The 24,522-nt window shown below is 43.6% G+C and carries 15 protein-coding genes; 5 read left to right on the forward strand and 10 right to left on the reverse strand.

All coding sequences use genetic code 11. The features are described 5' to 3' along the window. Nucleotides 1-240 carry a hypothetical protein gene (locus EAH55_RS26685; protein WP_121812342.1) on the reverse strand — a complete coding sequence of 80 codons (240 nt, stop codon included), beginning with the start codon at nt 238-240 and terminating at the stop codon, nt 1-3. A 51-nt stretch (nt 241-291) separates the two neighbouring features. Between EAH55_RS26685 and EAH55_RS26690 the strand changes: the two genes are divergently transcribed. Further along, the gene (locus EAH55_RS26690) at nt 292-477 is read left to right on the forward strand and encodes a DUF2188 domain-containing protein (protein ID WP_121812343.1); all 186 of its coding nucleotides are present in this window, start codon (nt 292-294) and stop codon (nt 475-477) included. 18 nt (nt 478-495) lie between these two features. Here the strand turns inward: EAH55_RS26690 and EAH55_RS26695 are convergent, their stop codons facing one another. The 5 genes from EAH55_RS26695 to EAH55_RS26720 form a co-directional block, all read right to left on the reverse strand. Further along, nucleotides 496-1,098 (reverse strand): HAD family hydrolase, encoded by a 603-nt coding sequence (locus EAH55_RS26695; RefSeq protein WP_121812344.1) that lies wholly within the window; start codon nt 1,096-1,098, stop codon nt 496-498. A gap of 66 nt (nt 1,099-1,164) precedes the next feature. Further along, nucleotides 1,165-2,955 carry a cytochrome c peroxidase gene (locus EAH55_RS26700; RefSeq protein ID WP_121812345.1) on the reverse strand — a complete coding sequence of 597 codons (1,791 nt, stop codon included), beginning with the start codon at nt 2,953-2,955 and terminating at the stop codon, nt 1,165-1,167. Beyond that, nucleotides 2,939-4,282, reverse strand: a complete 1,344-nt coding sequence (locus EAH55_RS26705) for an alkaline phosphatase family protein (protein ID WP_121812346.1) — start codon at nt 4,280-4,282, stop codon at nt 2,939-2,941. Before EAH55_RS26705 ends, EAH55_RS26700 begins: the two co-directional genes overlap by 17 nt. Nucleotides 4,283-4,291: 9 nt before the next feature. Next, nucleotides 4,292-5,092, reverse strand: a complete 801-nt coding sequence (locus tag EAH55_RS26710; RefSeq protein ID WP_121812347.1) for a polysaccharide deacetylase family protein — start codon at nt 5,090-5,092, stop codon at nt 4,292-4,294. Between the two features lie 633 nt (nt 5,093-5,725). Then, nucleotides 5,726-7,882: a GH92 family glycosyl hydrolase gene (locus tag EAH55_RS26720; protein ID WP_121812349.1), complete on the reverse strand. Its 2,157-nt coding sequence runs from the start codon at nt 7,880-7,882 to the stop codon at nt 5,726-5,728. 418 nt (nt 7,883-8,300) lie between these two features. On the opposite strand from EAH55_RS26720, the gene EAH55_RS26725 reads away from it, so the two are divergent. After that, a complete protein-coding gene (locus EAH55_RS26725) occupies nt 8,301-11,570 on the forward strand; it encodes a VCBS repeat-containing protein (RefSeq protein WP_121812350.1) in 3,270 nt (1,089 codons plus the stop codon). A 7-nt stretch (nt 11,571-11,577) separates the two neighbouring features. After that, nucleotides 11,578-12,894 (forward strand): vanadium-dependent haloperoxidase, encoded by a 1,317-nt coding sequence (locus EAH55_RS26730; RefSeq protein WP_208644946.1) that lies wholly within the window; start codon nt 11,578-11,580, stop codon nt 12,892-12,894. 71 nt (nt 12,895-12,965) lie between these two features. Here the strand turns inward: EAH55_RS26730 and EAH55_RS26735 are convergent, their stop codons facing one another. The 4 genes from EAH55_RS26735 to ppsA form a co-directional block, all read right to left on the reverse strand. Beyond that, nucleotides 12,966-15,107 (reverse strand): glycoside hydrolase family 31 protein, encoded by a 2,142-nt coding sequence (locus EAH55_RS26735; protein ID WP_121812351.1) that lies wholly within the window; start codon nt 15,105-15,107, stop codon nt 12,966-12,968. Nucleotides 15,108-15,152: 45 nt separating this feature from the next. Further along, nucleotides 15,153-17,213 (reverse strand): glycoside hydrolase family 127 protein, encoded by a 2,061-nt coding sequence (locus tag EAH55_RS26740; RefSeq protein ID WP_121812352.1) that lies wholly within the window; start codon nt 17,211-17,213, stop codon nt 15,153-15,155. 157 nt (nt 17,214-17,370) lie between these two features. Beyond that, entirely contained in the window at nt 17,371-18,390 is a 1,020-nt protein-coding gene (gene fbp / locus EAH55_RS26745; protein ID WP_121812353.1) for a class 1 fructose-bisphosphatase, read from the reverse strand. A 24-nt stretch (nt 18,391-18,414) separates the two neighbouring features. Then, nucleotides 18,415-20,874, reverse strand: a complete 2,460-nt coding sequence (gene ppsA / locus EAH55_RS26750) for a phosphoenolpyruvate synthase (protein WP_121812354.1) — start codon at nt 20,872-20,874, stop codon at nt 18,415-18,417. Between the two features lie 121 nt (nt 20,875-20,995). Between ppsA and EAH55_RS26755 the strand changes: the two genes are divergently transcribed. Both EAH55_RS26755 and EAH55_RS26760 read left to right on the forward strand, forming a co-directional pair. After that, the gene (locus EAH55_RS26755; protein WP_121812355.1) at nt 20,996-21,898 is read left to right on the forward strand and encodes an AraC family transcriptional regulator; all 903 of its coding nucleotides are present in this window, start codon (nt 20,996-20,998) and stop codon (nt 21,896-21,898) included. A 118-nt stretch (nt 21,899-22,016) separates the two neighbouring features. Next, nucleotides 22,017-24,467, forward strand: a complete 2,451-nt coding sequence (locus EAH55_RS26760) for an outer membrane beta-barrel protein (RefSeq protein ID WP_121812356.1) — start codon at nt 22,017-22,019, stop codon at nt 24,465-24,467. Nucleotides 24,468-24,522 lie beyond the last annotated feature (55 nt).

Below are 24,522 nucleotides of genomic sequence, written 5' to 3' on the forward strand. Positions count from 1 at the left end.
TTATTTAACGATATGATCGGCCACTTTTTTTATTTTCTTTTTCTTTATACCGGTCTTAGCACTAACAACGTCCGAAGCCAGATTTTTCGCTTCGTCTTTTAACTTATGCTTAATTGACCGGATCACCTCTGCCCCGCTTTCGGTTAAAAATAAATAAGCTAATGCGCCAGCCACCAACGCGCCAGCCGCTACTGCTACAATAAGCCCTGTATTATCTTCTTTTTTAAATGGATTTTTCATAATGGGTTAACAAAACCCGCGGCAAATTGTTAGCATAAAAAAGGAGGAATTATGCCATGGCTTAACGGCGACTACCCGCCATCATACAAAAATCAACCTAAAAAAATAAGGGATAAGGCAACCGAGATTGCAAACGAAGTGCTAAAAACAACCGGCAACGAGGGCGAAGCCATCGCAACCGGTCTGAAACAGGCGCGGGCCCACTTCAAAAAAGAAGAAAAAGCAAAAGGGCAGTAAAAGTCTGATTTTCTTAGCTTATAGCTGATCAATACGCACCCAGTTCATACCGGCCGCCGTGGCAGCTATGGTTCCAGCTTCACCATCTTCAAATACCAGGCAATCCTCCGGATTAACCTCAAGCAATTCCGCCGCTTTCAAAAAAGGGTCTGGAAAGGGTTTTCCATGCTCGGTTTCGCCGGCACAGACCATGATTTCAACAAGCGATGCTATCCCAAGCACCTCCAGTGTCTTTTCTACCGCAATCCTTCCGCTTCCGGATACCACGCCTATCTTTACTTTCCCTGCATGAGCCCGTAGGTGATCTACAACGTGGGCTATGGGTAAAGTATGCGCTATATATTCATCCAGGAACAATTTATATTTCAATTCCTTAAACTCAAGCGGATCAAAGTCTGTCCCGTATTTTTTGTTTATCTCCTCAATAACATTGACCACCGGCCAGCCCGCAAGTTCATCTATGATATCTCCTTCAATAACATGCCCCTTGTTTGCCGCAACTTTGATATAAGTTTCCTTGTGCGCACCCATATTATCGGCCAGGGTGCCGTCACAATCATATAAATAAGCTTTATATCCTTTACTCAGGTTGGTTAGCTGCTCAAGCTTTGAAATTTCCATGGCGGCAAATATAGCCCTACGGCATTTAAATAAAATAACAAAGAGGCCATTAAAATGGCGGATAATTTAATTACGGCTATCCAATGCTTTAATGAAAGTGATCAACTCCTTTTTTTCCTTCGCTGTAAGATGAAGCTTATCAGCAGAAAGTGTTTGGTTTGGCACTTTCAATCCCATTCCCGCGCCTCCGCCTTCATTATAAAAATCAACTACTTCCTCAAGTGTCTTATAAATACCATTGTGCATATATGGCGCAGTTCTGTTGGTATTACGTACGGTGGTAACTTTAAAGGCGTGGCGGTTAAAGTCTAAGGGTTGGATGCCAAACAACCCGGGGTCAGGGTCTATTATTTTTCCATTTTTTATTTTTGGTACGCCAATTACCTCTGCATCCATCTGCATATATCTTGGCGGGAGCGTACTGTTAAACAAAGGCAGATAATGGCACGTTGAGCAGCGCGCCTTGCCCATAAAAATATTAAAACCGTTGATCTCTGTTTGGTTAAGTATTTGCCGATTGCCTTGCATATAAGCATCAAACCGGCTATCCAAGGCGGTAAGGCTTCGGATATAGCTTGCCAAAGCATTCATCACTTCTCCTGTATCGATAGCTGTTCTGTCTTTTATCGGGAACGCGTCATTAAAAAGCCCGCTATAATATTTATCCTGCCACAGTTTTTTGGTCGAGAGCTTAATATCGCCATGCATTTCATCGCGGTTACCTATTACATCCACAACCTGGTCTTCCAGCGAAGCCGCCCGAAGATCGTAAAACTGAGCAGGCTGTAGCGCCGCGTTGATCAACGTTGGCGTATTGCGGAAAATTGTTTTTTTGCCCGTGATATCCAAATTTTTAACCATGCCATCGCTAAAAGCTTTACCAGGCTGATGACAGGTAGCACAGCTACGGGTTAAAGTACCGGACAGCCGAGGGTCAAAAAACAATTTTTTGCCCAACGCTATCTTTTTTTCGGTAACAGAATCCTCCGGGGCGGCGATATAAGCATTGCGATTAAAAGCTTTGGTATCAAATAAGGTTTCCGCGTCCTGATTCAACAAGCGGTTGTAACGAACATCGGGCAAGTTTAACTGTTGATGTAAATGGGTTAAAGCCCTTGTTAAGGGATTTGCATAACGGGTAAGAAATGCAGCCCGGTCAAAACGATCAAAAACAACAGGTCTGGAAAGATAGCCTATAGCCTGATCGAAAAGTTCATGCAACGGATCGTTATTATCCTGTACGTAGCACATCGTAACAACCCCAACACTTTTAAGCGCGGTAGCAGATTCTGCAAAACACTGATGAACGAGGGGATCATCAAAATCATTCAACCCTAATGTCTCTATCCTAAAAACCTCCAGTTTGAGCGCGTCCATGATCTGCCAGTCCTGCAAATCGGCGTGCATAAAATAATCACGATAAGCTTCGGCGTTAGTCTTGAGTTTACTTAACGAAGCGTTAAGTTGCTTCCGTGAGGCAGGGTTAAAATGAGGAAACAAAAACTGCTCTATGACCTGCAAACCCTCTGGCTGAACAACCAGGCCGCTAAGCTCGGTTTCGGGTACCGGAGGCCCGTTAACCTGCCGCGAAGTAAGGGGATCAAAGTATTCTGTAGCCCACTCCATCCGTTTATAGGCTAAACGTACATCTTTAAACCGCTGCTGCAACACCTGTCTGTTGCCTTTTGCTGCTGCCGACTGCAAACTGTGCACCGCTGTCAAAAAACTATCAGCCTGCAGTACCAGCTTTTCACGCACATTTTCAGATACGGACGCCGGGGTATTATGAAAACTCAGCAGGCCCAACCCGGTGACAACCAGGAGGCCTGCTGAAATAGCCTTAAAAGCTAAACGCATGGCTTAAGGGATCGGCATGCTGATCGCGGCTGTTAAGCGGTTTCAGCCCCCATCTTTTTTCTATAAACGCCATAATGCTTACCGTTTCGTAATTAGTGTGGTCAACAAAACCTTTTTTCGCAAATGGCGAAATGATCAATGCGGGGATCCTTGTACCTGGTCCCCATTTATCAATTTTCGGTGGCGCAACGTGATCCCAAAAACCACCGTTTTCATCATAAGTGAGGATTATAACCACGTCTTTAGCATTTGGCCCGTTCAGTACCGCGTTAATTAACTTAACGGCATGGCTTTCACCGGCTGTAACTGTAGATGCACCAGGATGCTCGTTCTCAAGCCCTATAGGTTTAACAAAAGATACTGCCGGTAGAGTGCCTTTTTTTGCTGCTTCCAAAAACTCGGTTTCATCTCTCAGGTGTTTTTTTCTTTCTTCAGTACCTTCGGCATATTTAGTAAAATAAGCGAATGGCTGGTGATGGTAAGCGAAGGTTGGGTCGGCTTTACCTGCTACAGCATCATTCCAACCTCCTGAATACCAGGCCCAGGAAATTCCCTTATCGGTAAGACGATCACCAATGGTCGGGCCATTTTGATTAGGAATCAGAGTTGCAGGATTGGCACCTTTAGGATGCAGGTTTACAGAATTAGAAGTATTAACAGCATAGCCATCCGGCGTTACCGATCCGTCTTTAATCAGTTTTCCGGACGCATCCAACTGTGCTTTGATATTTTCCGGGGCGTTAGGAAACTCTGGTGAAGCAGCCGCGATCAACCATTGGTGATTAAGAAAGGAACCGCCAAAAGCGCTGTGAAAAAAGTGATCACAAAGCGTATACTTAGTCGCCAGTTCATACAACGGTAGTTTAGCAGTAGTATAATATCCCATGGTTAAACCTTTGGTATAATTATATAGCGCAAACTTGTCCATCTTACCGCCGTTTATTTGCATTTGCTCCTGGTAAAAAGCATGCGTAACGTCGGGCGTAGCCTGATCGGCAGCTACGTATTGGTCAATATTAAAATAAGTATTTGGCAGGTTTGTAGGGAAAGCGCTGCTGCGCGGCACCGGTGGTAAAGTAGTATAAGGCTTACCTTCCGCGTCTATCTGGATAACGTTTTCTTTATTTGCTGATGTAAGCCCATCGGCACCTTTGAATTGGCCCCACAGGTTGTCAAAGCTGTGGTTTTCCATATAAATAACTACCACATGCTGTACCTTGTTAATGCCGGGTGCCTCCGGGTCACGAAAAGCCGAAACGCTCAGGCATGTAGCAAGGGCTAAAGCAGCAGCCGGAATAAAAAAGTATCTCCTGTTTAAATTTTTCATAGTTTGTTATTATAGTTTTTGTGCTTTTAAAGGAATTTGTTTGTTCACGTAATCCATACCCTGCTGAAAAGTGGGGATCCAGATCTCTTTTCGGTTAGCTTTCAGATATTGGATAAGCTCATTATGGGCTTCGGCAGAGATGGTGATATAATCGCCGCCTACGCCATGAATCATTATTATACCCAAACCACCGCTTTGCTGCACTTTTTTTACAAAAGCAATAAGCTGAGCCCCGGTCTCGCCACCTTCTAATCCATAAGAAGGTACGCGGAAAGGATCAAGATGATTAAATTCAGTTATAAAAGCTGTTGAGTCGCCACCGTCCCGGGCATATTTAACCAAGGTATATTTCCGCAGAGAATCTACATAATCCTTCCCACCCACAATAGTTTCGGCACATGGATAGGCGAATGTCCTCTTGGTTTTTCCATCTACAGCGTATAAAAACCTGTCCATTACCTCAATCTCCCGAATGATCTGGTAAGCGGTATAATGATCAGAAGGAACAGGGTTGTCATCCGTTCCTGCGCAAGGGTGAAACACAGTGTGGTTACCCAACTCATAGCCCTTTTTAGCAAGGTTTCGCCATTGGGGTATCGACGTACTGTCGATATCACTTGTCAGGAAGAAAGTAGCTGTCAATTTCTCTTTTTTAAGTTCAGGTACAGCATTTTTCAATTGCGAGGGCAAAGCATCATCATAAGTAAGGATAATGGCTGCCTTTTTGTTATCCGGCCATGTCATTGATTGCTGTGCATGTGCAATTGCAAGCGTAGCAAGAAAAAGAAAAGTAAAAAATATTGTTTTCATGTAGTAAGCTTTTAAAAATCAATTTTTTGCAAACAGAAAAAGCATTGCTGTGGTATCGCACAACATGTACAATCTGATAAGCAGGCAATAATCATAAGCTACTAATCAGATACGAAAACAGGATAAGAAATTTAAAAGATATTTTCCTGGCCTAACGAGCAATGTAAAGTCCGCTTTGTTAACGGAGATGTTTGAATTAAAATAAGAAGCTGACACTAAGTTGCGGAGACGCAAAAATGGAACCGGCTTTACCGGGACTTTAAAATTAATCTTCCTGGTTTGGATTTCGACCGCTGAGTTTTCAGAATGCTCATAGTGATCATCTTTCTTCTTAATCAGTCGTTGTAGCAGGATGGTTTTAACAGGATTTTTGCCTTTGTTTTCATAGCCTGTTAGTTGGTAAACCAGATAAGGCCGGATCAGAAGCATGAGCACTCCGACACTCAATATCAAGATATTTACCGTTTTCCTGCTCATTTAGATTGATGTTCATGAAAGAACGCACAATATTAAGGCATGTTGCCGACAAATCAAAAACAGTTCTCCGGTAAAATCAGGCACTATTAACTTTTCAAGGCCACAATCTCGTTACCAAATACAATAACGGGGCTATGGCCTTGAAAAGTCGTTTTTTTAGTTTGTAGCTATTGATATTTTACCGCCTGTTTTAAACAAATCATGCGATACAAAATATCCGTTATTAACCTTTCCGTTTACTTTTACCGAGGTAACAACCCTGCCCTTTCCCGGTTTGCTGATAGTTAAAGTTTTGCCGTTGCTGGTAGTCCATTTCACTTCATCAAACAGCGGGGCGGTAACAATATATTTTGGATCGGTTGCCGAAAACGGATATAAACCCAATGCACTGAAAACATACCACGACGACATTTCACCGGCGTCGTCCATCCCGCTGAGTTCCAGTCCCTCGTCGCCAATGCCATAAAGGTTGTTCAAAATATAATCGAGTATTTTTTGGGATTTTGCCGGCTTATTAATAAAAATATAAGCGAACGGCGCCTCATGATCGGGTTGGTTACCCTGGCAATACTGACCTATCATAGTTTCTACGTTTCGGGCAATATAATTAGGGTTCCATGGCAGGGTAAATAACGAATCAAGCTTTGATTCGAATCCTTTTGGCCCGCCGTAAAGTTTGATCAGCCCCGGCATATCATGCGGCGCGAAGAACGATACCTGCCAGGCATTAGCTTCGCGGTACATGTATTCATAATACGGATGCTGAGGGTCAAAGTTCCTGATCCATTCGCCGTTTTCCAACCTGCCCCGCATAAACCGGGTAGATGGGTCAAACATGTTTTTATAGTTTTTTGAACGCGCCATCAAAATGCGGTAATTGGCGGTATCACCTAATTTTTTGGCTATCTGTGCTACCGAATAATCATCATATGAGTATTCCAGTGTTTTTGAAACGCCTGCTTTGGCTTTGGTTTCCACCTCGGGTTTGGCAATGTCTGGATCAGAGATATATCCTTTCTGGATATACTCGGTGATGTACGGACGCGCACCGCCTTCAACATTGGCGTTTCTTAGCAACAATTTATAAGTGCCTTCAACATCAAAATTATCAATCCCCCTCAGGTAAGCTCCCGCGATGGACGAAGCACCATGATCACCGTGGAAAAACGTTGGGATGAAACCGGTTTTATCGCCAACATCCTTTAATGATTTAATAACATCAAGCGTTACATCGGGCGTAATCAAACCCAGCAGCACGTCTTTATTCCGGTAAGTATCCCATAACGATGGTTCGGTATAGTACCTCGCCCCTGTTTTTACTACGTTTCTTTTGGCATCGGTAAATTCGCCGTTTACGTCGCTGCGTAATGCAGGCCACAAAAACGAACGGTACAGGCAGGAATAAAACATGCGTTTTTGCTTTTCGGTTCCGCCGTTAACCTGTATGTTGGACAATAACTTCTCCCAGGTCTGAGTCGCCTCGTTACGGATAACATCAAAGCTTTTATTCCCTATCTCTTTCTCCAGGTTCTCTTTAGCGTTTTTCTCGCTTACAAATGAGAGCCCGATTTTAAGTTCAACAGGGGTTGAACCTCCATCAGCTAAATACAGCATCGCATATCCGCTACGTTGCCCTTCCTCGGTCTTTTCTAATTTGTTTATTTTGGTGTTTAGTTCGGCATAAAAATAAACGTTTTCGCCGCCCTGAAAACCTTGTACAGCGTTCGGGCCTACCTGTTCTATACGCCAGGTTGATACCCTGCTGTTGGCTTTGCCCAGATCAAAAAGGATTTGCCTGTTGATGTTATTCTTAAACTCATATTTATGGTAACCGCTCCTTAGGGTCGAGGTCAGGCTCACATTTACCTGGTAATCTTCAAGATATACCTGGTAAAACCCCGGTGCCGAGCTTTCTTTTTTATGCGAAAACCTTGACCCGAATTTGTTTCCCTGCGGATTTGATACCGGCAAAATCGGGATATTACACAAATTCCAGTGCCCTTTATTGGTATGCGTAAAGCCATAAATAACCGAGTCCTCATACTGGTAACCCGCGCCCGAACCATAAGCCGTCATAGGACTTAACTGCACCATGGCATTTGGCAATGAACTACCCGGAAAGGTAAGTCCGGCCCATGACCGCCATCCTTTGGGCAACTCGTATCCCAGGATTTTAGGATCATTAAGTGGTGCGGTACCTATAAAAGTATTTACATACCTGGTGTAAACTGATTGGGTTTGGCCGAGTAGCGCGTTTACTTTGAAAATAATTAGTAAAGTTAAACTGAGCAGGGTTTTAATTGGTTGGTTCATTGATAGGTTTTGTTATCGTTGCAAATTACTTGCTAAATTGATTTAGGATATTGCCAAATTATACATATTTATTTACCTGTTGTTCTTTTTTATAAAATTCTTGAGGATTTGTTGTTAAGTCTTTTTTCAGAAAACCAACAAGCAAACTTTTATTTAGTGCTATCATTCAGCACAATAACATCAGATTCTGCTCACGGGCAGTAATAGTGAAGATTAAATGAATCTCTGAAAAGTATTTCAGAACTAATCTCCCAACCTATATAAAACTCCGAATAATTGTTATCTTGACAACAAATTTAACGGCCCCAATTGCCGTAACCGTAGTTAAACCAAAATGAAGATATTCCGGCGCTCTCTATCTCTTAAAAAGCAAAAAAACAGAACTTTTTTAATATTGGGGGGATTGTGTACCCTTGTAATGTCCGCCGGGTGTAGCCATGAGCCTGGTACTGATTCTACCCAACCACTGTTTAAACTGCTCCCGCAGGAGCAAACGCACATTGACTTTGCCAATACTTTAACCGAGGGCCTCAATACCAACGTATTGATGTACGAATATTTTTATAACGGCGGTGGTGTAGCCACCGGCGACTTGAATGGCGACGGACTGCCTGATGTTTATTTTACCGGCAACATGACCGACAATAAACTATACCTGAATCAGGGCCATATGCAGTTCAAGGATATTACTGAAGAAGCCGGCGTAGCTGGTCGCCCGGGCCCCTGGAAAACCGGGGTAACTATGGCTGATGTTAACGGCGACGGCAAACTCGACCTCTACCTTTGCTATTCGGGAAAAGTAAGGGCCGAAAAACGAATTAACCAGCTATTTATAAACCAGGGTAACGATGCCAATGGCAATCCTATATTTAAAGACATGACTGCCGAATATGGCCTTGATTTCCCATCATTCAGTACGCAAGCCTACTTTTTTGATTACGACCGCGACGGCGATCTGGACTTGTTACTGGTTAACCATAACCCAGCGAGGATCAGTATCATCGATGATATTTATGTTAAGGATGTATCTGCTAAAAGAGATGCCGAATCGGGGATTCGCCTTTTAAGAAATGACAATAACCGTTTTACGGATATCACTACTAACGCCGGGATAGTTAATAATCCTTTATCCTACGGTCTGGCTGCAGGTATCGCCGATATCAACGGCGACGGATGGCCGGATATTTATGTATCCAATGATTATAGCGTACCCGACAGATTGTATATCAATAATACTAAAGGCGCGTTTACCGACGAATTACAGAAGCAGATTGGGCATACTTCGTTTTACTCGATGGGGAACGACGTTACCGATATCAACAACGATGGCAAACCGGATATTTATACCCTGGATATGCTGCCAGAAGATAATAAGCGCCAAAAACTGCTGTTCGGTATTGACAATTATGAGGCGTTTGACTTAAACCTGCGGGTTGGCTTTTATTACCAGTACATGCGCAACATGATGCAGATCAACAACGGTGATAATACTTTCAGCGAGGTTGGTCAGCTGGCTGGTGTTTCTAATACCGACTGGAGTTGGTCACCCCTCTTTGCCGATTATGATAACGATGGCTGGAAAGACCTGTTTGTAAGCAACGGCTACACACGTGATTATACCAACATGGACTTTTTAAAGTTTATGGGCGATAACCTGAAAGACAGACGCGTTATGCGGCAAGACCTGTTAAATATCGTAAACCAGATGCCTTCATCGCAGGTTAAAAGCTACCTGTTTAAAAATAACGGCAATACTACTTTTGCAAATGTCAGCCAGCAATGGGGAATAACGCTGCCGTCAAACAGTAACGGCGCCGCCTACGTGGATCTGGATAATGATGGCGACCTTGACCTGGTAGTAAACAATATCAATCAGCCAGCCTTTGTTTATGAAAACCAGACAGCCAAACAAAACAGCAACCATTACTTAGCTATCAGCCTGAAAGGTGCAGGCGGTAATACACAAGGTATTGGTGCTAAAGTTTCCATATACAATGGCGGCAAACGGCAGTACCTTGAGCAAATGCCAACACGTGGTTTCCAGTCCAGTGTATCGCCTGTATTGCATTTTGGTTTGGGCAAGGATAAAAAGATAGATTCATTAAGGATTACCTGGCAGCGTGGCGGCTCACAACTGCTTACCAATGTAAAAGCCGATAAACAGATCACGTTGAACGAGCAAGATGCTAAAGGTACCAATCCAGCGTCTCAACCTGTAAAACCGCTGTTTAAAGAAATCCCATCGCCTATAGCATCTGCCGAAAGCGATAATACCACTAATGATTTTAAAAGGCAGCCGCTGCTGATTAACTCTATTTCATTCTCCGGCTCCGTTTTGGCCAAAGCCGATGTAAATGGCGACGGCTTGGAGGATGTGTATGTTGGCGGGCATGACGACAAAGCAGGAGTTTTATACTTGCAGCAGAAGGATGGCAAATTTATAGCCAAGACAACGGCTGCTTTTGAAGCCGATAAGAAAAGTACCGATGCCGCCGTTGTGTTCTTCGACGCGAATAATGACGGCAAACCCGACTTGTATGTTTGCTCGGGCGGATATGCCGACTATAAACCTGACGATGCTTTATTGCAGGACAGGCTATACCTTAACGATGGCAAAGGAAACTTCACGAAAGCTAAAGACGCTCTGCCCAAAATGGCAAGCAGCAAAAGCTGCGTAAAAGTGGCTGATATCAATGGCGATGGCTTTGCCGATCTTTTTGTAGGTGGCAGGGTAATTCCGGGGCAATATCCCGAAACACCCGAAAGTTATATTTTGATAAACGATGGTAAAGGAAAATTCAGCAATCAAACTGCTGCTTATAGTCCTACGCTGAAAAACATAGGCATGGTGACCGATGCTGCCTGGGTTGATATGAATGGCGATAAAAAGCCCGATTTAATAGTTGCCGGCGAATGGATGCCATTAACCGTTTTTGAAAACAGCAACGGTAAACTTAGCGATGCCACTACCAAATACTTTGATAAAAAATATACCGGCTGGTGGAACTGTATCCAGGTAAGTGATATAAACCATGACGGGCATCCGGATATTGTTGCCGGAAACCTTGGCTTAAACACCCAATGCAAAGCCAGTGACACTGAGCCAGCCGAATTACTATACAAAGATTTTGATGATAATGGCTCGGTTGATCCTATTCTTTGCTTTTACATTCAGCATACAAGTTACCCTTATGTAACACGCGATGAAATGCTGGATCAGATGAGTATGATGCGTACCCGTTTCCCCGATTATAAAAGCTATGCCGACGCTACGGTGGATAAAATATTTACCCCGGAAGAATTGCAGGGCGTAAAAAAACTGAGCGCCAATCATCTTGCTACTACCCTTTTTATAAGCAACGGGCAAGGCAAACTGCATGAAGCCACCCTTCCAATCCAGGCGCAATACAGCCCGGTTTATACCATAACCACGCTTGACTATGACCATGATGGCAAAAACGACCTGTTACTTTGCGGCAATATGAACCATGCCCGTATCCGCTTTGGTAAGTACGATGCAAATTACGGGGTGTTGCTTAAGGGTGATGGAAAAGGCGGTTATAGTTACGTTAACCAACAGCAATCGGGCTTTAGCTTAAAAGGCGATGTAAGGGGCGTGCTGCCATTAAACGATGCCCTGCTGTTCAGCATGGATAAAGGCAAACTGAAAGCTTATAAACCACAGTAATCAAATCATGAAAAAGTATTTATCTATAGCATTGCTTGGTTTAGTTATAACAGGCTGCCATAAAACCCCTCCCCAACCATTAGGGAACGGTGATGTTAGCAAGGTGATTGGTCAGATGGCCGATGTAATGATCCACGATGTAACCAATCCGCCTTTGGCATGCCGTTTTTTTGCGTACACCTGTTTAGCCGGTTATGAAGTTTTATCACAAAACGATAAGCAGGTTAAAAGCATGCACGGTATCCTGAATGACTATCCTGCTATCGCTGCACCCAAACAAATTTCGGGCTATAACAGCCAGCTAAGCGCGATACTGGCCATGTACGAAACCGCCGGAAAGCTTCAGCCATCAGGCAGCCTGATGCTTAAAAACGAAGGCACGTTTTTAGATTCCTGCCGCAAAATTGGCTTTAGCGATGAAATGATTGACAGTTCAAAAAGCTATGCCAAATTCATCAGCAAAAAGATCCTGGCTTATGCTAAAGCCGATGGGTACCGGAAGATAAACAACTACCCGCGTTATAAACTTAAGCATACGCCCGGCAGCTGGGACCTCACCCCTCCTGCCTATATGCTGCCTGTTGAACCTTATTTTAATACGGTACGTCCATTTACGCTCGATTCGGCGGCGCAATTTGTGCCTGATCCGCCTATTTCTTTTTCTACCGATAAAAATTCAACTTTTTATAAGTTCCTGCAATTGAGCTATACTAAAAGTGGTGATGGTTTAAAACAGGAGGAAAAAGACATCGCCAACTTCTGGGATTGTAACCCTTTCGCGGTTCAAAATGATGGGCACATGCTCATTGGCTTAAAGAAAATCTCGCCGGGAGCACACTGGATGGGCATCACCAATATTGCCTGCAAGCAAACTAAAGCAAGCTTTTCAAAAGCTTTGGAGGTAAATACCGTAGTTGCTATAGGCTTAACCGACGCGTTTATTTGTTGCTGGGACGATAAATATCGCACCAACCGCATCCGGCCCGAAACCGCTATCCGCCAATACATTGATCCGCATTGGAAACCTTTACTGCAAACGCCTCCCTTTCCCGAATATATCAGCGGGCATTCGGTAGTTTCATCAGCATCGGCAGTGATCCTCACACACTATTTTGGCGATAATTTTAAGTATACCGATAACGTTGAAATAGGCTACGGTATACCGCCAAGGCATTTTACATCCTTTACCCAGGCGGCTAAGGAAGCCGCTATATCCAGGTTCTGGGGAGGAATCCACTTTATGGATGCTATTGACAATGGCATTATCCAGGGGAATAAGGTAGGGAATCGGGTGCTTGATAAATTGAAACAAAAAGGAGCGTAAATAAACGTAAACGATGACAACAAAAAGGGCTTGCACAGAAATGTGCAAGCCCTTTTTGTTGTCAGTACCTCTTAGTTAATCACTTTCCAGTTTTTAATGATATACCTGCTGCTTTTGAATTTGCCTGTGCGCTTAACCTCTCCTTTGCCTTTACTCCAAACAAGGTTTACGGTATTGTAGGCATCGTTTTCATAATTGAAAGTCAGGCCGTCATCTTCAAATAAAGAAGCCTTGTTTCCATTCCCGTATACATAACAGGTAATTTCAAATTTGGTATTGGGCGCAACAAACTCTACCGGTTTAGCCAGCGGCAAAATGGTTCCGGCTTTAATGAATATAGGCAGTTGAGTAAGGCTGGGTTTTATGGTATAAGATTTGCCTCCGTCGTACTTTTGATTGGTATTATAATCATACCATATACCTTCGGGCAAATAAACCTGGCGCTCATCCATCTTTTCGGTTAAGGGAGCCGCCAGGATATCGTTGCCGACCATGTACTCATCTGATAAGTTGAACGTGTTTTTATCCTGCGGATAATCCATTACCAAAGCCCTGAATGGCGGGATGCCTTTAAAATGATAATCGGCAAAGGCATTGTAAAGGTATGGGACCAGGCTCATCCTAAAGTTTAGCAGTTTACGGATATCTCCTTCAACTTCTTTAGCATTGTCCATCAGTTCGCCTTTGTTATTCTTTTCCCTGTTGATCTGTAGCCAGGGTGGGTTTTGCAGGTACCATGAATTATACAACGTTTGTGCCGAAAGCACCGCCGTTTGACTGCGACGTATAAAATCTTTAATAGAATTAGATTCACGCACCTCCGGCGACCAGATCATACCTGCAAAACCGGAGTTAAGGATCATGCGGATATATTCGTCATGCAGGTAAGTATCGCTGTATAAAGCTGCCGGATACGATGAAGCGAAGGCATTTGAAGCCCGAACATCCAAATAAGTGCGTTGATTTAATTTTTTATAAATGCTATAGATCGTTTTTTGATATAGCAAACCAAAAAGCTGGTGCATTTGCTCGCCATCAATACCTGATGGAAACTGGCTAAGTTCAGGAAAGCTCCAGGCCCCGCTACCAAAAGCGATGTTTGAGTTGTCACACTCATCCATTTTAAAACCCGAAATTCCCGGTTGCACAAAAGTCTGCCTGTGATAATTGGCAAAGAGGTTACTTGCTGAGGTATCGGCGAAATCAGGAACAAGACCATTCCAAACCAGGTAATTACCTGCCTTATTTTTTAAAGGTTCATATAACGGCGATTTGGGCGACACAAAGGCATGCTCCCACAGGTTGATATGAAAACCCTTGTTTTTCATGGAATCAATAAATTCATTGGGCGTAGGGAAAAAGCTTTTGTTCCATACGTAAGAGCATGAGTAGGAAGCGGTTTGCCAACGCGGCTCCAGCCCCAGAACATCGCAGGGGATATGATTATCACGAAAGTAAGCAGCCATTTTATCTACCTGGTATTGGTTAAAATCTGCCTTAACGCGATACTTTACTCCCAGCCCCCATATGGCAGGAAAGGCCCCTCCGCCCGAAAACAGGTTATAACGCTGTACCGCGGTTTTCAAATCGGGTCCATCAAAAACAAACACCTCAATCCCTTTGGCGCCGGGAATATCAACCGTTACAGATCCCGAAGCTTTATTATCGCTTTTATATAATTCCTCAACCGAATTACCGCCGTTACTTTCTTTGCCGTCGTTTTTGCTTTTATTAAGCTTGGAGGTATTGCCACAATAAAAAGTAGCGTAACGCGAAGTATTGATTAAAACACCATACCCTTTGCTTGAAACGTAAAAGGTTGTGGGGCCGTGCGTGTAGCCCAGATCATTCAATGGGTTATCATTAACAATAGGGCGTTTTTTTAATCCCCGTTGATTAAACGAGCCTATCTGCATCCCAAATCCGTACAGTTGCTCGGTGTCATCTAAGGGCACTTCCACCACTACTCCCCTGTCATTAATCTTTATTTTGATATCGTCGATACTAAAAGGCAGCTTTCCGGCAGGCAACTCGTTTAAAGCCGCGCTCATGGGCTGTTCGCTACAAAAGCTGTAGGGCGTAAACTTATCAATTGTTCCTGAAGTCACTTTCTGAACACCTGCCGCCAATTGCGCAGTTTGACTACAGGCATTAAAGGTAAGTAGGTTGAAACAGCTGGCTAACACAGCTAAACAGATAAAATATTTTCTCATCGATGTAGAAGATCTAAAATTAAGAGGTCTTGTTTAAAGAGCTGTTTATTGATTACCGTCTTTCCTGATCCAAACTTCATAAGGAGAGCCGGGTTGCCTGTTACCTAAGGTATAAAAAGGTACCGCGGTTATGCTTATCTGCTTACCGTCGCTATTCCTTACGTTACCTGTAACAACGTTTACACCGTTAAGTAACTCCGGTTTATAGCTTAGTTTCAAACCTGCGTTAGGATTCAGGGTATAATTTTTCAGGGCAGGGTTATCTACGGTTTCAAAAGCGTAAATGACAGGACCCGATGCAATGGCCAGTTTATTTTTGATGGTTTGCACAGAATCATTGGCTGCTATCAGTCGTGGGGTCATCGGCAATTGTAATTCAACGACATCGCCCTTTTTCCATGCTCTGCTTATAGTTAAATAGCCATTTTGCGGATCAACAGGTATAGTTTTACCATTCACCTTTAGTGTTGGTTTCCCATTTAAATTCGATGAATACAGATCAAACGGATTTTCTTTCCCTTCGGCCCAGCCGGGGATCCTTACTTTCATGGCAAAAGTTTTAGCGCCTTCTGGATTAACTTCTAACCTTACATTCCCTTTCCATGGATAACCGGTGGTTTGTTTGATCAACACATCTTCGCCCTTTATTTTCAGCGATGCGTCGCTGCCTATAAACAGGTTTACATAAACATCGCTACCATCATATCCATAAATGTATTGAGGCAAAGCTCCGGCCATTTTAAGCATCATTGGCGGGCAGCAAGGGCAATCATGCCAGGCCCAGCGCTTGTTGCCGTTGCCCACAAGCGGGTTTTCATAAAAATACTGCTGTCCGTTTAGCGATATGCCCGAAAGGAAATTGTTATAAATGATACGCTCAAACTCATCCATGTATTTACCATCGGCTTCCATCTCGTTCATCCGCTGGCTAAAGAAACCGGCACTAATGGATGCGCAGGTTTCCAGATAGGCCGATTCGGGCAGGAAATAATCCTTTCCAAAGCGTTCACCATCGGCAATGGCACCTTCACCTCCGGTAATAAACATTCTTTTGCCGGTCATATTCTTCCAGTAGTTAACGGAGGTATTGGCATACGCGGCGTTGCCGGTTTCCATAGCGGTAGCTGTAACGCCGGTTGCAAGCAAGGTTGCCCTTACAGCATGCCCTTCAATGGTTTTTTGTTGTATTACAGGCATGTGGTCCTGGTTGTAGGAACTATCGCTTTTACGGGCATGGCTACCGTCCGCTTCGCCATAATTGCCCCTGTCATTAATCCAGAATTTCACCATGGCCAGATATTCCTCTTCCTTAACCGGGGCGGTTATCTTGTTTTTTAACGAAGGCTGTTCTTTAAAAAGCTGGTACAGTTTCAGCAACGCCTCTTCAGGTCCACCATGACCGGGGATAACATTGCTTTTGGGCGCTGGCCCTATCTGCGTACAAATGTAATTGCTGAGTTTAACAGCCACATTAAGAAGTTTAGTTTTGCCGGTAGCACGATAGTAATGCACCGCGACTTCCATCAGCATGCCCGAATTGTAAATATCATGCTGCCATTTATCATCGCCACCATTGGTACCCCAACGTTTATCCGGGCGTACAAGTGTGGTGTATGTATTGATATAACCATCCGGATCGGCATTTTGCGCGGCGGCAACGCGATCTATGTAGCCGTCTATTTTTTTCTCCAGTGCGGGATCAGGATGCTCCGCGAGCAAGTCAGCGGCTCCGCGGATTGTTTCGTAAACCAGGCCATCGTACCATGGCGGGCCGTCATGATTACCGGTATTCTTTTTACCCTGTGCAACCATGTCAAAGTTCAGAAACGCGTTGCGGGTACGGCCAAGCTTTGCTTTTTCGGCAATAATATCCGGACGATCGGGTTCATATTTCCCTTCCAGTTTATCAAAAACATCGTATACGGTTTGGGTTGTCCATACCTTCATTTTGGGGCTCCAAAAACCATCGTTTATTTTTACCTGCTGAAATGCAAGCGGCTGAATGATACGCTTAGGCCGGCTATCAGACTGCGCCGAAGCCATGGAAGTTGCAAAAACCAGACAACTGAAAATTACAGCCGTTTGGTATTTTTTAAATACAAACATTAGATAGATATTAATTATTAAGGTTAACAATTGGGTTGCAACACAATGCCCACACAAGGTAAGTATTATCTGTCATTAGTACAATTACCCAATTTTAAACATAACTGGCTAAAGCCTCAACCTTAGCCAGTCCTTAATAGTTAATTATAATAACCAGTCAACTTTGGTACACTTCGCTATATAACTCTATCATCTCCATGGCTTTTTTTACCATAGCTTTTGAGCCGATAAATAAGGCTGAACGCTGATGAAGTCCCCTTACTTCGAGATCAAGGATCCGCGTTTGCCCGTCGGATGCCTCTCCGCCAGCCTGCTCTATGATCATAGCCATTGGATTGCATTCGTAAACCAGCCGCAATTTTCCATTTGGGGCGCCAATCATGGGCGGATAAATGAAGATGCCACCTTTAATCAGGTTTCTGTGAAAATCAGCAACCAAAGAGCCGATGTATCTTGAACTATAAGGCCGACCGGTGGGCTGATCTTCTTCCTGACAATACCTGATGTATTGTTTGACGCTTTCAGGGAAACGGTTATAATTCCCTTCGTTAACAGAATAGATCTTACCCTGATCGGGGATCATCATATCGAGGTGCGACAGACAGAATTCGCCTAAAAAGGGATCCAGCGTAAATCCGTTAACCCCATTTCCCGTGGTATAAACAAGCATTGTCGAAGAGCCATATATAACATAACCTGCTGCAACCTGACGATTTCCGTCCTGAAGCAAATCATATGGCTTTATCGCTGCATTCCCAACACGACGATAAATAGAAAATATGGTGCCTACTCCAACATTTACATCAATATTCGAAGAACCATCCAAAGGATCAATAGCTACGATATAGCTTCCTTTTCCTGGTTCCGGGGAATCAAATATGACAGGCTCATCGTTTTCTTCGGAAACAACGGCACAGCATTCCCGGCCTTTTTTTAACGCGGTTATAAACTGTTCATTGGCATAAACATCCAGGCGTTGCTGGCATTCGCCCTGAATGTTTATGTAATCAGTTTCTCCTAATACTCCTGCGAGCCCGGCCCTGTTGATTTCCCTGTTCACTATTTTTGCAGCTATACCGATATCCCTTAACAAACGCGACAACTCACCTTTGGCATTAGGAAAATCAGCCTGTTTTTCGATAATAAACTGGTCTAAAGTTTTGAATTGTGGTTTCATCACTGTTTCTTTTTTAATGCGCGCTCAGAAAATAGGTTCAGGAACCGGCTCATTTAGCTTGCTTTGACTGGTTTCGGCGGCGCTGATCACTTTTACCGTTTTCATAAAAGAATCAGGAGTTACCGAGATACTACCTATCCCCTCTTCGGTAAGGAAGCGGGCGAAGTCGGGGAAATCAGATGGCCCCTGACCGCAGATCCCTACTTTAACATTCATATCCCGGGCAGTGCGGATGAGTGATGAGATCATGGTTTTCACTGCTTCATTCCGTTCATTGTAAAGACCGGCAACCAGGGCAGAATCCCTGTCGAGCCCGAGCACCAATTGGGTAAGATCATTTGAGCCTATCGAGAAACCATCTATGTATTTGCCAAACTCCTGCGCAAGGATAATATTGGATGGCAATTCGGCCATAAGGTAAACTTCCAATCCTTCTTCGCCCCTTTTTAATCCATACGCTTCCATGGTTTCGTAAACTTTCATCAACTCCCCAACCGTACGACAGAATGGGATCATGACGGTGACGTTATTGAGGCCCATTACTTCCCTCACTTTCCGTATGGCTTTACATTCCATACCGAAAGCCTCCCGGTAAGCATCTGAATAATACCTTGAAGCCCCGCGCCAGCCTATCATCGGGTTCTCCTCTTCAGGTTCAAAATATTTACCGCCGGGCATATTGGCGTATTCGTTTGTCTTAAAATCTGAGAAACGGACAATCACCCTGTTTGGATAAAAGGCTGCGGCTATCCTGGCTATGCCATATGATAATTTTTCGATAAAAAACTCTTCGCCATTGGCATATCCCCTGGTTTGCTCTGCTATGTAGCTGCTAAGTTCCGCGTCGCCAATGCTTTCATGCTTAAGCAAAGCCATGGGGTGTACCTTAATATAATTATTGATAATAAACTCCTCTCGGGCCAACCCCACCCCCAAACTTGGGTAATTGGCGTAATGAAAGGCCATTTCGGGTGAGGCTACATTCATCATCAACGGCGTTTTAATTTCAGGCAGGGAGGTAAACTTTTGCTCCGTTTTTTCATAAGCTATGATCCCGTCGTAAATAATCCCGGCCTCTCCTTCAGCACAGGAAGCCGTAATTTTCATTCCTGTTTTTAAAATAGCGGTAGCGTTTTCGCAGCCAACAATAGCCGGTACACCCAGTTCGCGCGCAACAATAGCGGCATGGCAGGTCCTGCCCCCTTTGTTAGTGATAATAGCGGCAGCCTTTTTCATAACAGGTTCCCAATCCGGGTCGGTCATGTCGGTAACCATGATATCGCCTTCCTTGAAATCGATGTGTTGAATTCCCGCCCTGTCCAGACCCTCCAATAAATGAACTTTTCCGGTGGCTATTTTATCACCAACGGCAATCCCCTTGAGCAAAATCTTTTCATGACGGCTTTCATCATGTATTTGATAGGAAACTACCGAACCACCCTCCCGGCGCGAATGAATTGTTTCCGGTCTGGCCTGTACAATGAATAGTTCACCCGAAATCCCATCAACCGCCCATTCAATATCCATGGGGCACCATTTCTTTTTAAGAACAGAATAATAATCCTCAATAATGGCAACCCAACGGCTTAATTCAATAATCTGATCATCATTGAGACAGAAGGATGCGGCTTCGGAAGCAGAAACAGGAACCACTTTGACCGGCTCAGCAGCCGTTGTTCCGTAAACCATTTTCTGATGTTTTTGCCCAAGTTTTTTTTCTATGATGGAGCTAAAACCTCGTTTCAGCAAAGGCTTAAACACGATAAACTCATCAGGGTTCACTGAACCCTGAACAATCATTTCGCCCAGGCCATAAGAGCCATTGATAACAATAACATCTTTGAACCCGCTTTCTGTATCCAGGGAAAAAGCGACACCAGACATCCCGAGGTCGGAGCGTACCATTTTTTGGATACAAACAGAAAGTCCCACCTGGAAATGATCATATCCGAACATTTTACGATAACTGATAGCCCTATCCGTAAACAGTGACGCGAAACAGTTTTTGACCGCTTTTAATACATTCTTTATACCGCTAATGTTCAGGTAAGTGTCCTGTTGGCCGGCAAAAGAAGCATCGGGCAAATCTTCGGCGGTTGCAGAAGAACGGACTGCTACATCAACGTTTTCCTGCCGGTACTGTAAACAAAGTTGTTTATATCCCTCGCTTATTTGCGAAGTCATTTCGTCAGGAAAACTACCATCGCTGATCAGTGTCCTGATGGCTAATCCGCATGCTGCCAGTTGCTCCAGGTTATCTGTATCTGTTGCGTTGATCCTCTCACGGATCACGTTATCCAGATGGTTGAATGTTATAAACCGATGATAAGCAGAAGCTGTAATAATGAATCCATCCGGAATCCGGATACCTGACGGAGCAAGGTTTTGAAGCATTTCGCCGAGAGATGCATTTTTACCGCCAACTGCCTCAATATCCCTGATAGCGGCTTCCGCTAACCTGAGGGTGAATTTTTCCTGCTGCATAATGTTTGTTTTTTTAGTAAAGGTATTTTGGCAGCAATGGAGTACATGTGTAAATCTTATTTAAAAATGATACTATATTATCCTTATATTGAGCACAATTAAGATATTCATATAATATAACATGGATTTTATCTTTAGCAGAATTTCAGGCAATAGTGAACAGTCCTTCAGTTTGAAGGAATCGTCGCTTTATCATGGCTTGAATGACCTGCACGCCCACAATGAGGTAGAGTTGATTTATGTTATAGAAGGAAAGGGTACCATCATGATCCATGAAAAAATTGAGCAGATTGTGGAAGGTACAATGATCATGATTGGGAGCAACGTTCCGCACATGCTGCGGTTTGAATCATTTGCTTATTTGAAACCTTTAACCAAAATGGGGAAGTATGAATTGCCGGTGCGGCTGCTTACCTTACACTTTAATCCCGACACTTTCGGCAACGCCTTTATGGCCCTCCCCGAAAATTACCTGATCAATCAATTGTTCGCCGATTGTATGAGTGGCCTGATCATCCATCCTAATGAACATCAAACGATCCTCGCCCAGCTAAGAGAGCTGATGAATGCACCCAAGTATGACCACTTACCTTTACTAATGAGGTTATTTAATGGCATAGCCCTTAGTCAGCAGCATACCAGTTTTACCTCTGCCCCTTCTGTAAATACTTACAATAAGTTGGATGAACAGCGGTTGACTAAAATTTATTTATACACCCTGAATAATTTCACCAAAACCATCAAGCTGAAAGAGGTTGCGGCCATTATTTACATGAGCCCCAACGCGTTTTGTAAATACTTCAGAAACCTTACTCAAAAAAGTTACTTTGAGTTTTTACTGGAGGTAAAAATAAATTATGCATGCCGCTTGCTTAAAGAAACCGACTACAGCATGGTTGTAGTTTGCTATGATTCAGGCTTTAGTAACCACTCTAATTTTAACAGGCATTTTAAAAAGATAACCGGGCAAACACCATTAGAGTATAGGAAGACAAACCAGCGCTCAATTATCGTCGACTTATAAAACCCCCAATTCTCCCTACCTCATTCATACACATCGCTTTAAACCCTTTCACATTTAATTTCAATTTAAATGTAAATTTTCCCTGTAACTATATTGTCCAAAGCACGGTCTTATAGGAATGAGATTGATCCGGATATCTATTTTAACCTTCTTTACACTTTTAATATTCAACTTTGCCAATGCACAAACCACAGGTGGTAAAATATCGGGAAGTGTTTTAGATGACGCTAAAAAACCGCTTGACGGAGCAACTGTAACCCTGCTTATTGCAAAAGACTCAACAGTATTAGGCACCCTATTTGCCAACAAGGATGGCAGCTTCGTCTTTCAAAACCTAAAAGAAAACACCTACACTATAAAAGCAAGCTATATAGGCTATAAAAATTACCGCAGCGAACCGGCAACTATTAGCCGGCAAAAAGCCGTTAATTTACCGCCAATTATTTTAGCGGCAGCAGGAAAAACCCTGAATGAGGTAGCTGTTACCGCAAAAAGATCATACATTCAACAGAAAATTGACCGTACTGTGGTTAACGTGGGCTCGTTGATATCCAATACAGGCGCCAACGCACTGGAAGTACTTTCAAAAAGCCCCGGTGTGCAGGTAGATGCCGATGGCAATATAACTTTTAAGGGAAAAAGCGGTGTTTTGGTAATGATAGATGACAAACCCACCTATCTGTCGGCCTCAAACCTGGCTACTTACCTGCGGTCTTTACCATCTTCGGCATTAGATCAGATTGAGTTGATGGACAACCCGCCGGCCAAATATGATGCTGCCGGAAACGCGGGAGTGATCAATATCAAAACCAAGAAAAATACCATCAAGGGGTTCAATGCCGTAATATCTGCTGATTACGCGCAAGGGCATTACAGCCGCACTGATGAAAGCATTAATCTCAATTACCGCGTAAACAAGGTCAACCTATTTGCCAACCTTTCTTACAACGGGCAACGCACATACCGGAGACTGGAAATTGACAGGGACTATTTGGACGATAACGGCGCCAAAACCTCGTCATTAAAGGATATTTCATACTTCAGGCCTTCAAGCAGCAATACCAACATCAAAGCTGGGATGGATTATTATGTATCGTCTAAAACTACCTGGGGAGTTGTGTTTACCGGCACCATTTCGCGCGACCATGACAACAGCCCGGTATATAGCTTATCGTATGGCCCAAACGGTGGCCTGGATTCGAGCATCACTACTTCTAACTCGTCCCGGAATAAATTTGACAGCAAAGGCATCAACCTAAACTATACTCATAAATATGACAGCACCGGTCGTACCCTTACTTTTGACCTGGATTATATCAACGATTTATCCGGCAGTAAACAGCTGTTTATGAATGACACCTTTTTACCCGATGGTACTTCAATCAATTCGCGTACGCTCCGTGACGACTTGCCCTCAACCATCAATATTTACTCGGCCAAAGCCGATTATTCCCATCCTCTTAAAGGTAAAGCCAAGTTTGAAGCAGGTATTAAAAGTAGCTACGTAAATACCGACAATGCCGCTAATTATTTCAATGTGATTAATGGCGAAAGTAGTATTGATTATAACAACACTAATCGTTTTTTATATAAAGAGAACATCAATGCCGCCTATGTTAATTTTAATAAAACTGTAGGCCGGTTCTCTATACAAACGGGATTACGGGCCGAGAACACCAATGGCATCGGTCACCAGTTGGGGAACGCCCAAAGGCCCGACTCGTCATTTGCCAATCATTACACCAATCTTTTTCCTACCGCCTATTTATCGTACAATCTGGATACAGCCGGTCACAAAGTGTTGGTTGCATCTTATGGCCGCCGCATAGGCCGCCCGAGCTACGGAAGCTTAAACCCATTCACTTTTTTTGTGGATGAGTACACCTATTTTTCAGGCAACCCTTTCCTAAGACCACAGTTTACCGATAACTATAAACTGGCCTACAGTTTCAAAAGCCTGTTCACCATAGCGGTTGCCTACAACTACACAACCGACGTACAAAATGAAACTATTCATAGAGACGGCAAGATCTTTATAAGCACCACAGGCAATATAGGGCAACAAAAAACATGGGACTATTCGATCAACACAAATCTCCAGCCCGCTAAATGGTGGTCGGTTAACTTATATGCCGAAGTGTATAATAACACCTACCAGGGCGCATTTTATAACGGATACCTTCACGCTTCAAAATATACGTTTTCGGCCAATGGCAATAACCAGTTTACCATATCCAAAAGCTGGAGTGCCGAATTAAGCGGCTTTTATAATACCAGCGGAACATACGGGCAATTTGTTTCTATCCCTACCGGTATGCTCAATGCTGCTATCCAGAAAAAGATCCTGAATAACAAAGGGACTATCAAACTAAACATGCGGGATGTTTTTCACTCGTTTAGTCCAAGCGGCACCATTACCAATATTGTGGGTGCTACCGCTACCTATCACAACTATTTAGATACACAGGTGGCAACCCTGGCATTTACTTATAACCTGGGCAACCTAACCCATAACGCTCCTAAACGGGATACCGGTGGTGCCGAAAGTGAACAAGGCAGGGCACATTAATCGGCGTAATACCGTATAAGCAGGGCATATTTGCAGTATAATTGTTACATTAACG

The organism is Mucilaginibacter kameinonensis, from assembly GCF_003675385.1.
Taxonomy (GTDB): domain Bacteria; phylum Bacteroidota; class Bacteroidia; order Sphingobacteriales; family Sphingobacteriaceae; genus Mucilaginibacter; species Mucilaginibacter kameinonensis.

Coding starts and splice junctions, on each gene's coding strand:
- EAH55_RS26685 (WP_121812342.1), bottom strand. CDS start 240: ATGAAAAATCCATTTAAAAAAGAAGATAATACAGGGCTTATTGTAGCA.
- EAH55_RS26690 (WP_121812343.1), top strand. CDS start 292: ATGCCATGGCTTAACGGCGACTACCCGCCATCATACAAAAATCAACCT.
- EAH55_RS26695 (WP_121812344.1), bottom strand. CDS start 1,098: ATGGAAATTTCAAAGCTTGAGCAGCTAACCAACCTGAGTAAAGGATAT.
- EAH55_RS26700 (WP_121812345.1), bottom strand. CDS start 2,955: ATGCGTTTAGCTTTTAAGGCTATTTCAGCAGGCCTCCTGGTTGTCACC.
- EAH55_RS26705 (WP_121812346.1), bottom strand. CDS start 4,282: ATGAAAAATTTAAACAGGAGATACTTTTTTATTCCGGCTGCTGCTTTA.
- EAH55_RS26710 (WP_121812347.1), bottom strand. CDS start 5,092: ATGAAAACAATATTTTTTACTTTTCTTTTTCTTGCTACGCTTGCAATT.
- EAH55_RS26720 (WP_121812349.1), bottom strand. CDS start 7,882: ATGAACCAACCAATTAAAACCCTGCTCAGTTTAACTTTACTAATTATT.
- EAH55_RS26725 (WP_121812350.1), top strand. CDS start 8,301: ATGTCCGCCGGGTGTAGCCATGAGCCTGGTACTGATTCTACCCAACCA.
- EAH55_RS26730 (WP_208644946.1), top strand. CDS start 11,578: ATGAAAAAGTATTTATCTATAGCATTGCTTGGTTTAGTTATAACAGGC.
- EAH55_RS26735 (WP_121812351.1), bottom strand. CDS start 15,107: ATGAGAAAATATTTTATCTGTTTAGCTGTGTTAGCCAGCTGTTTCAAC.
- EAH55_RS26740 (WP_121812352.1), bottom strand. CDS start 17,213: ATGTTTGTATTTAAAAAATACCAAACGGCTGTAATTTTCAGTTGTCTG.
- fbp (WP_121812353.1), bottom strand. CDS start 18,390: ATGAAACCACAATTCAAAACTTTAGACCAGTTTATTATCGAAAAACAG.
- ppsA (WP_121812354.1), bottom strand. CDS start 20,874: ATGCAGCAGGAAAAATTCACCCTCAGGTTAGCGGAAGCCGCTATCAGG.
- EAH55_RS26755 (WP_121812355.1), top strand. CDS start 20,996: ATGGATTTTATCTTTAGCAGAATTTCAGGCAATAGTGAACAGTCCTTC.
- EAH55_RS26760 (WP_121812356.1), top strand. CDS start 22,017: ATGAGATTGATCCGGATATCTATTTTAACCTTCTTTACACTTTTAATA.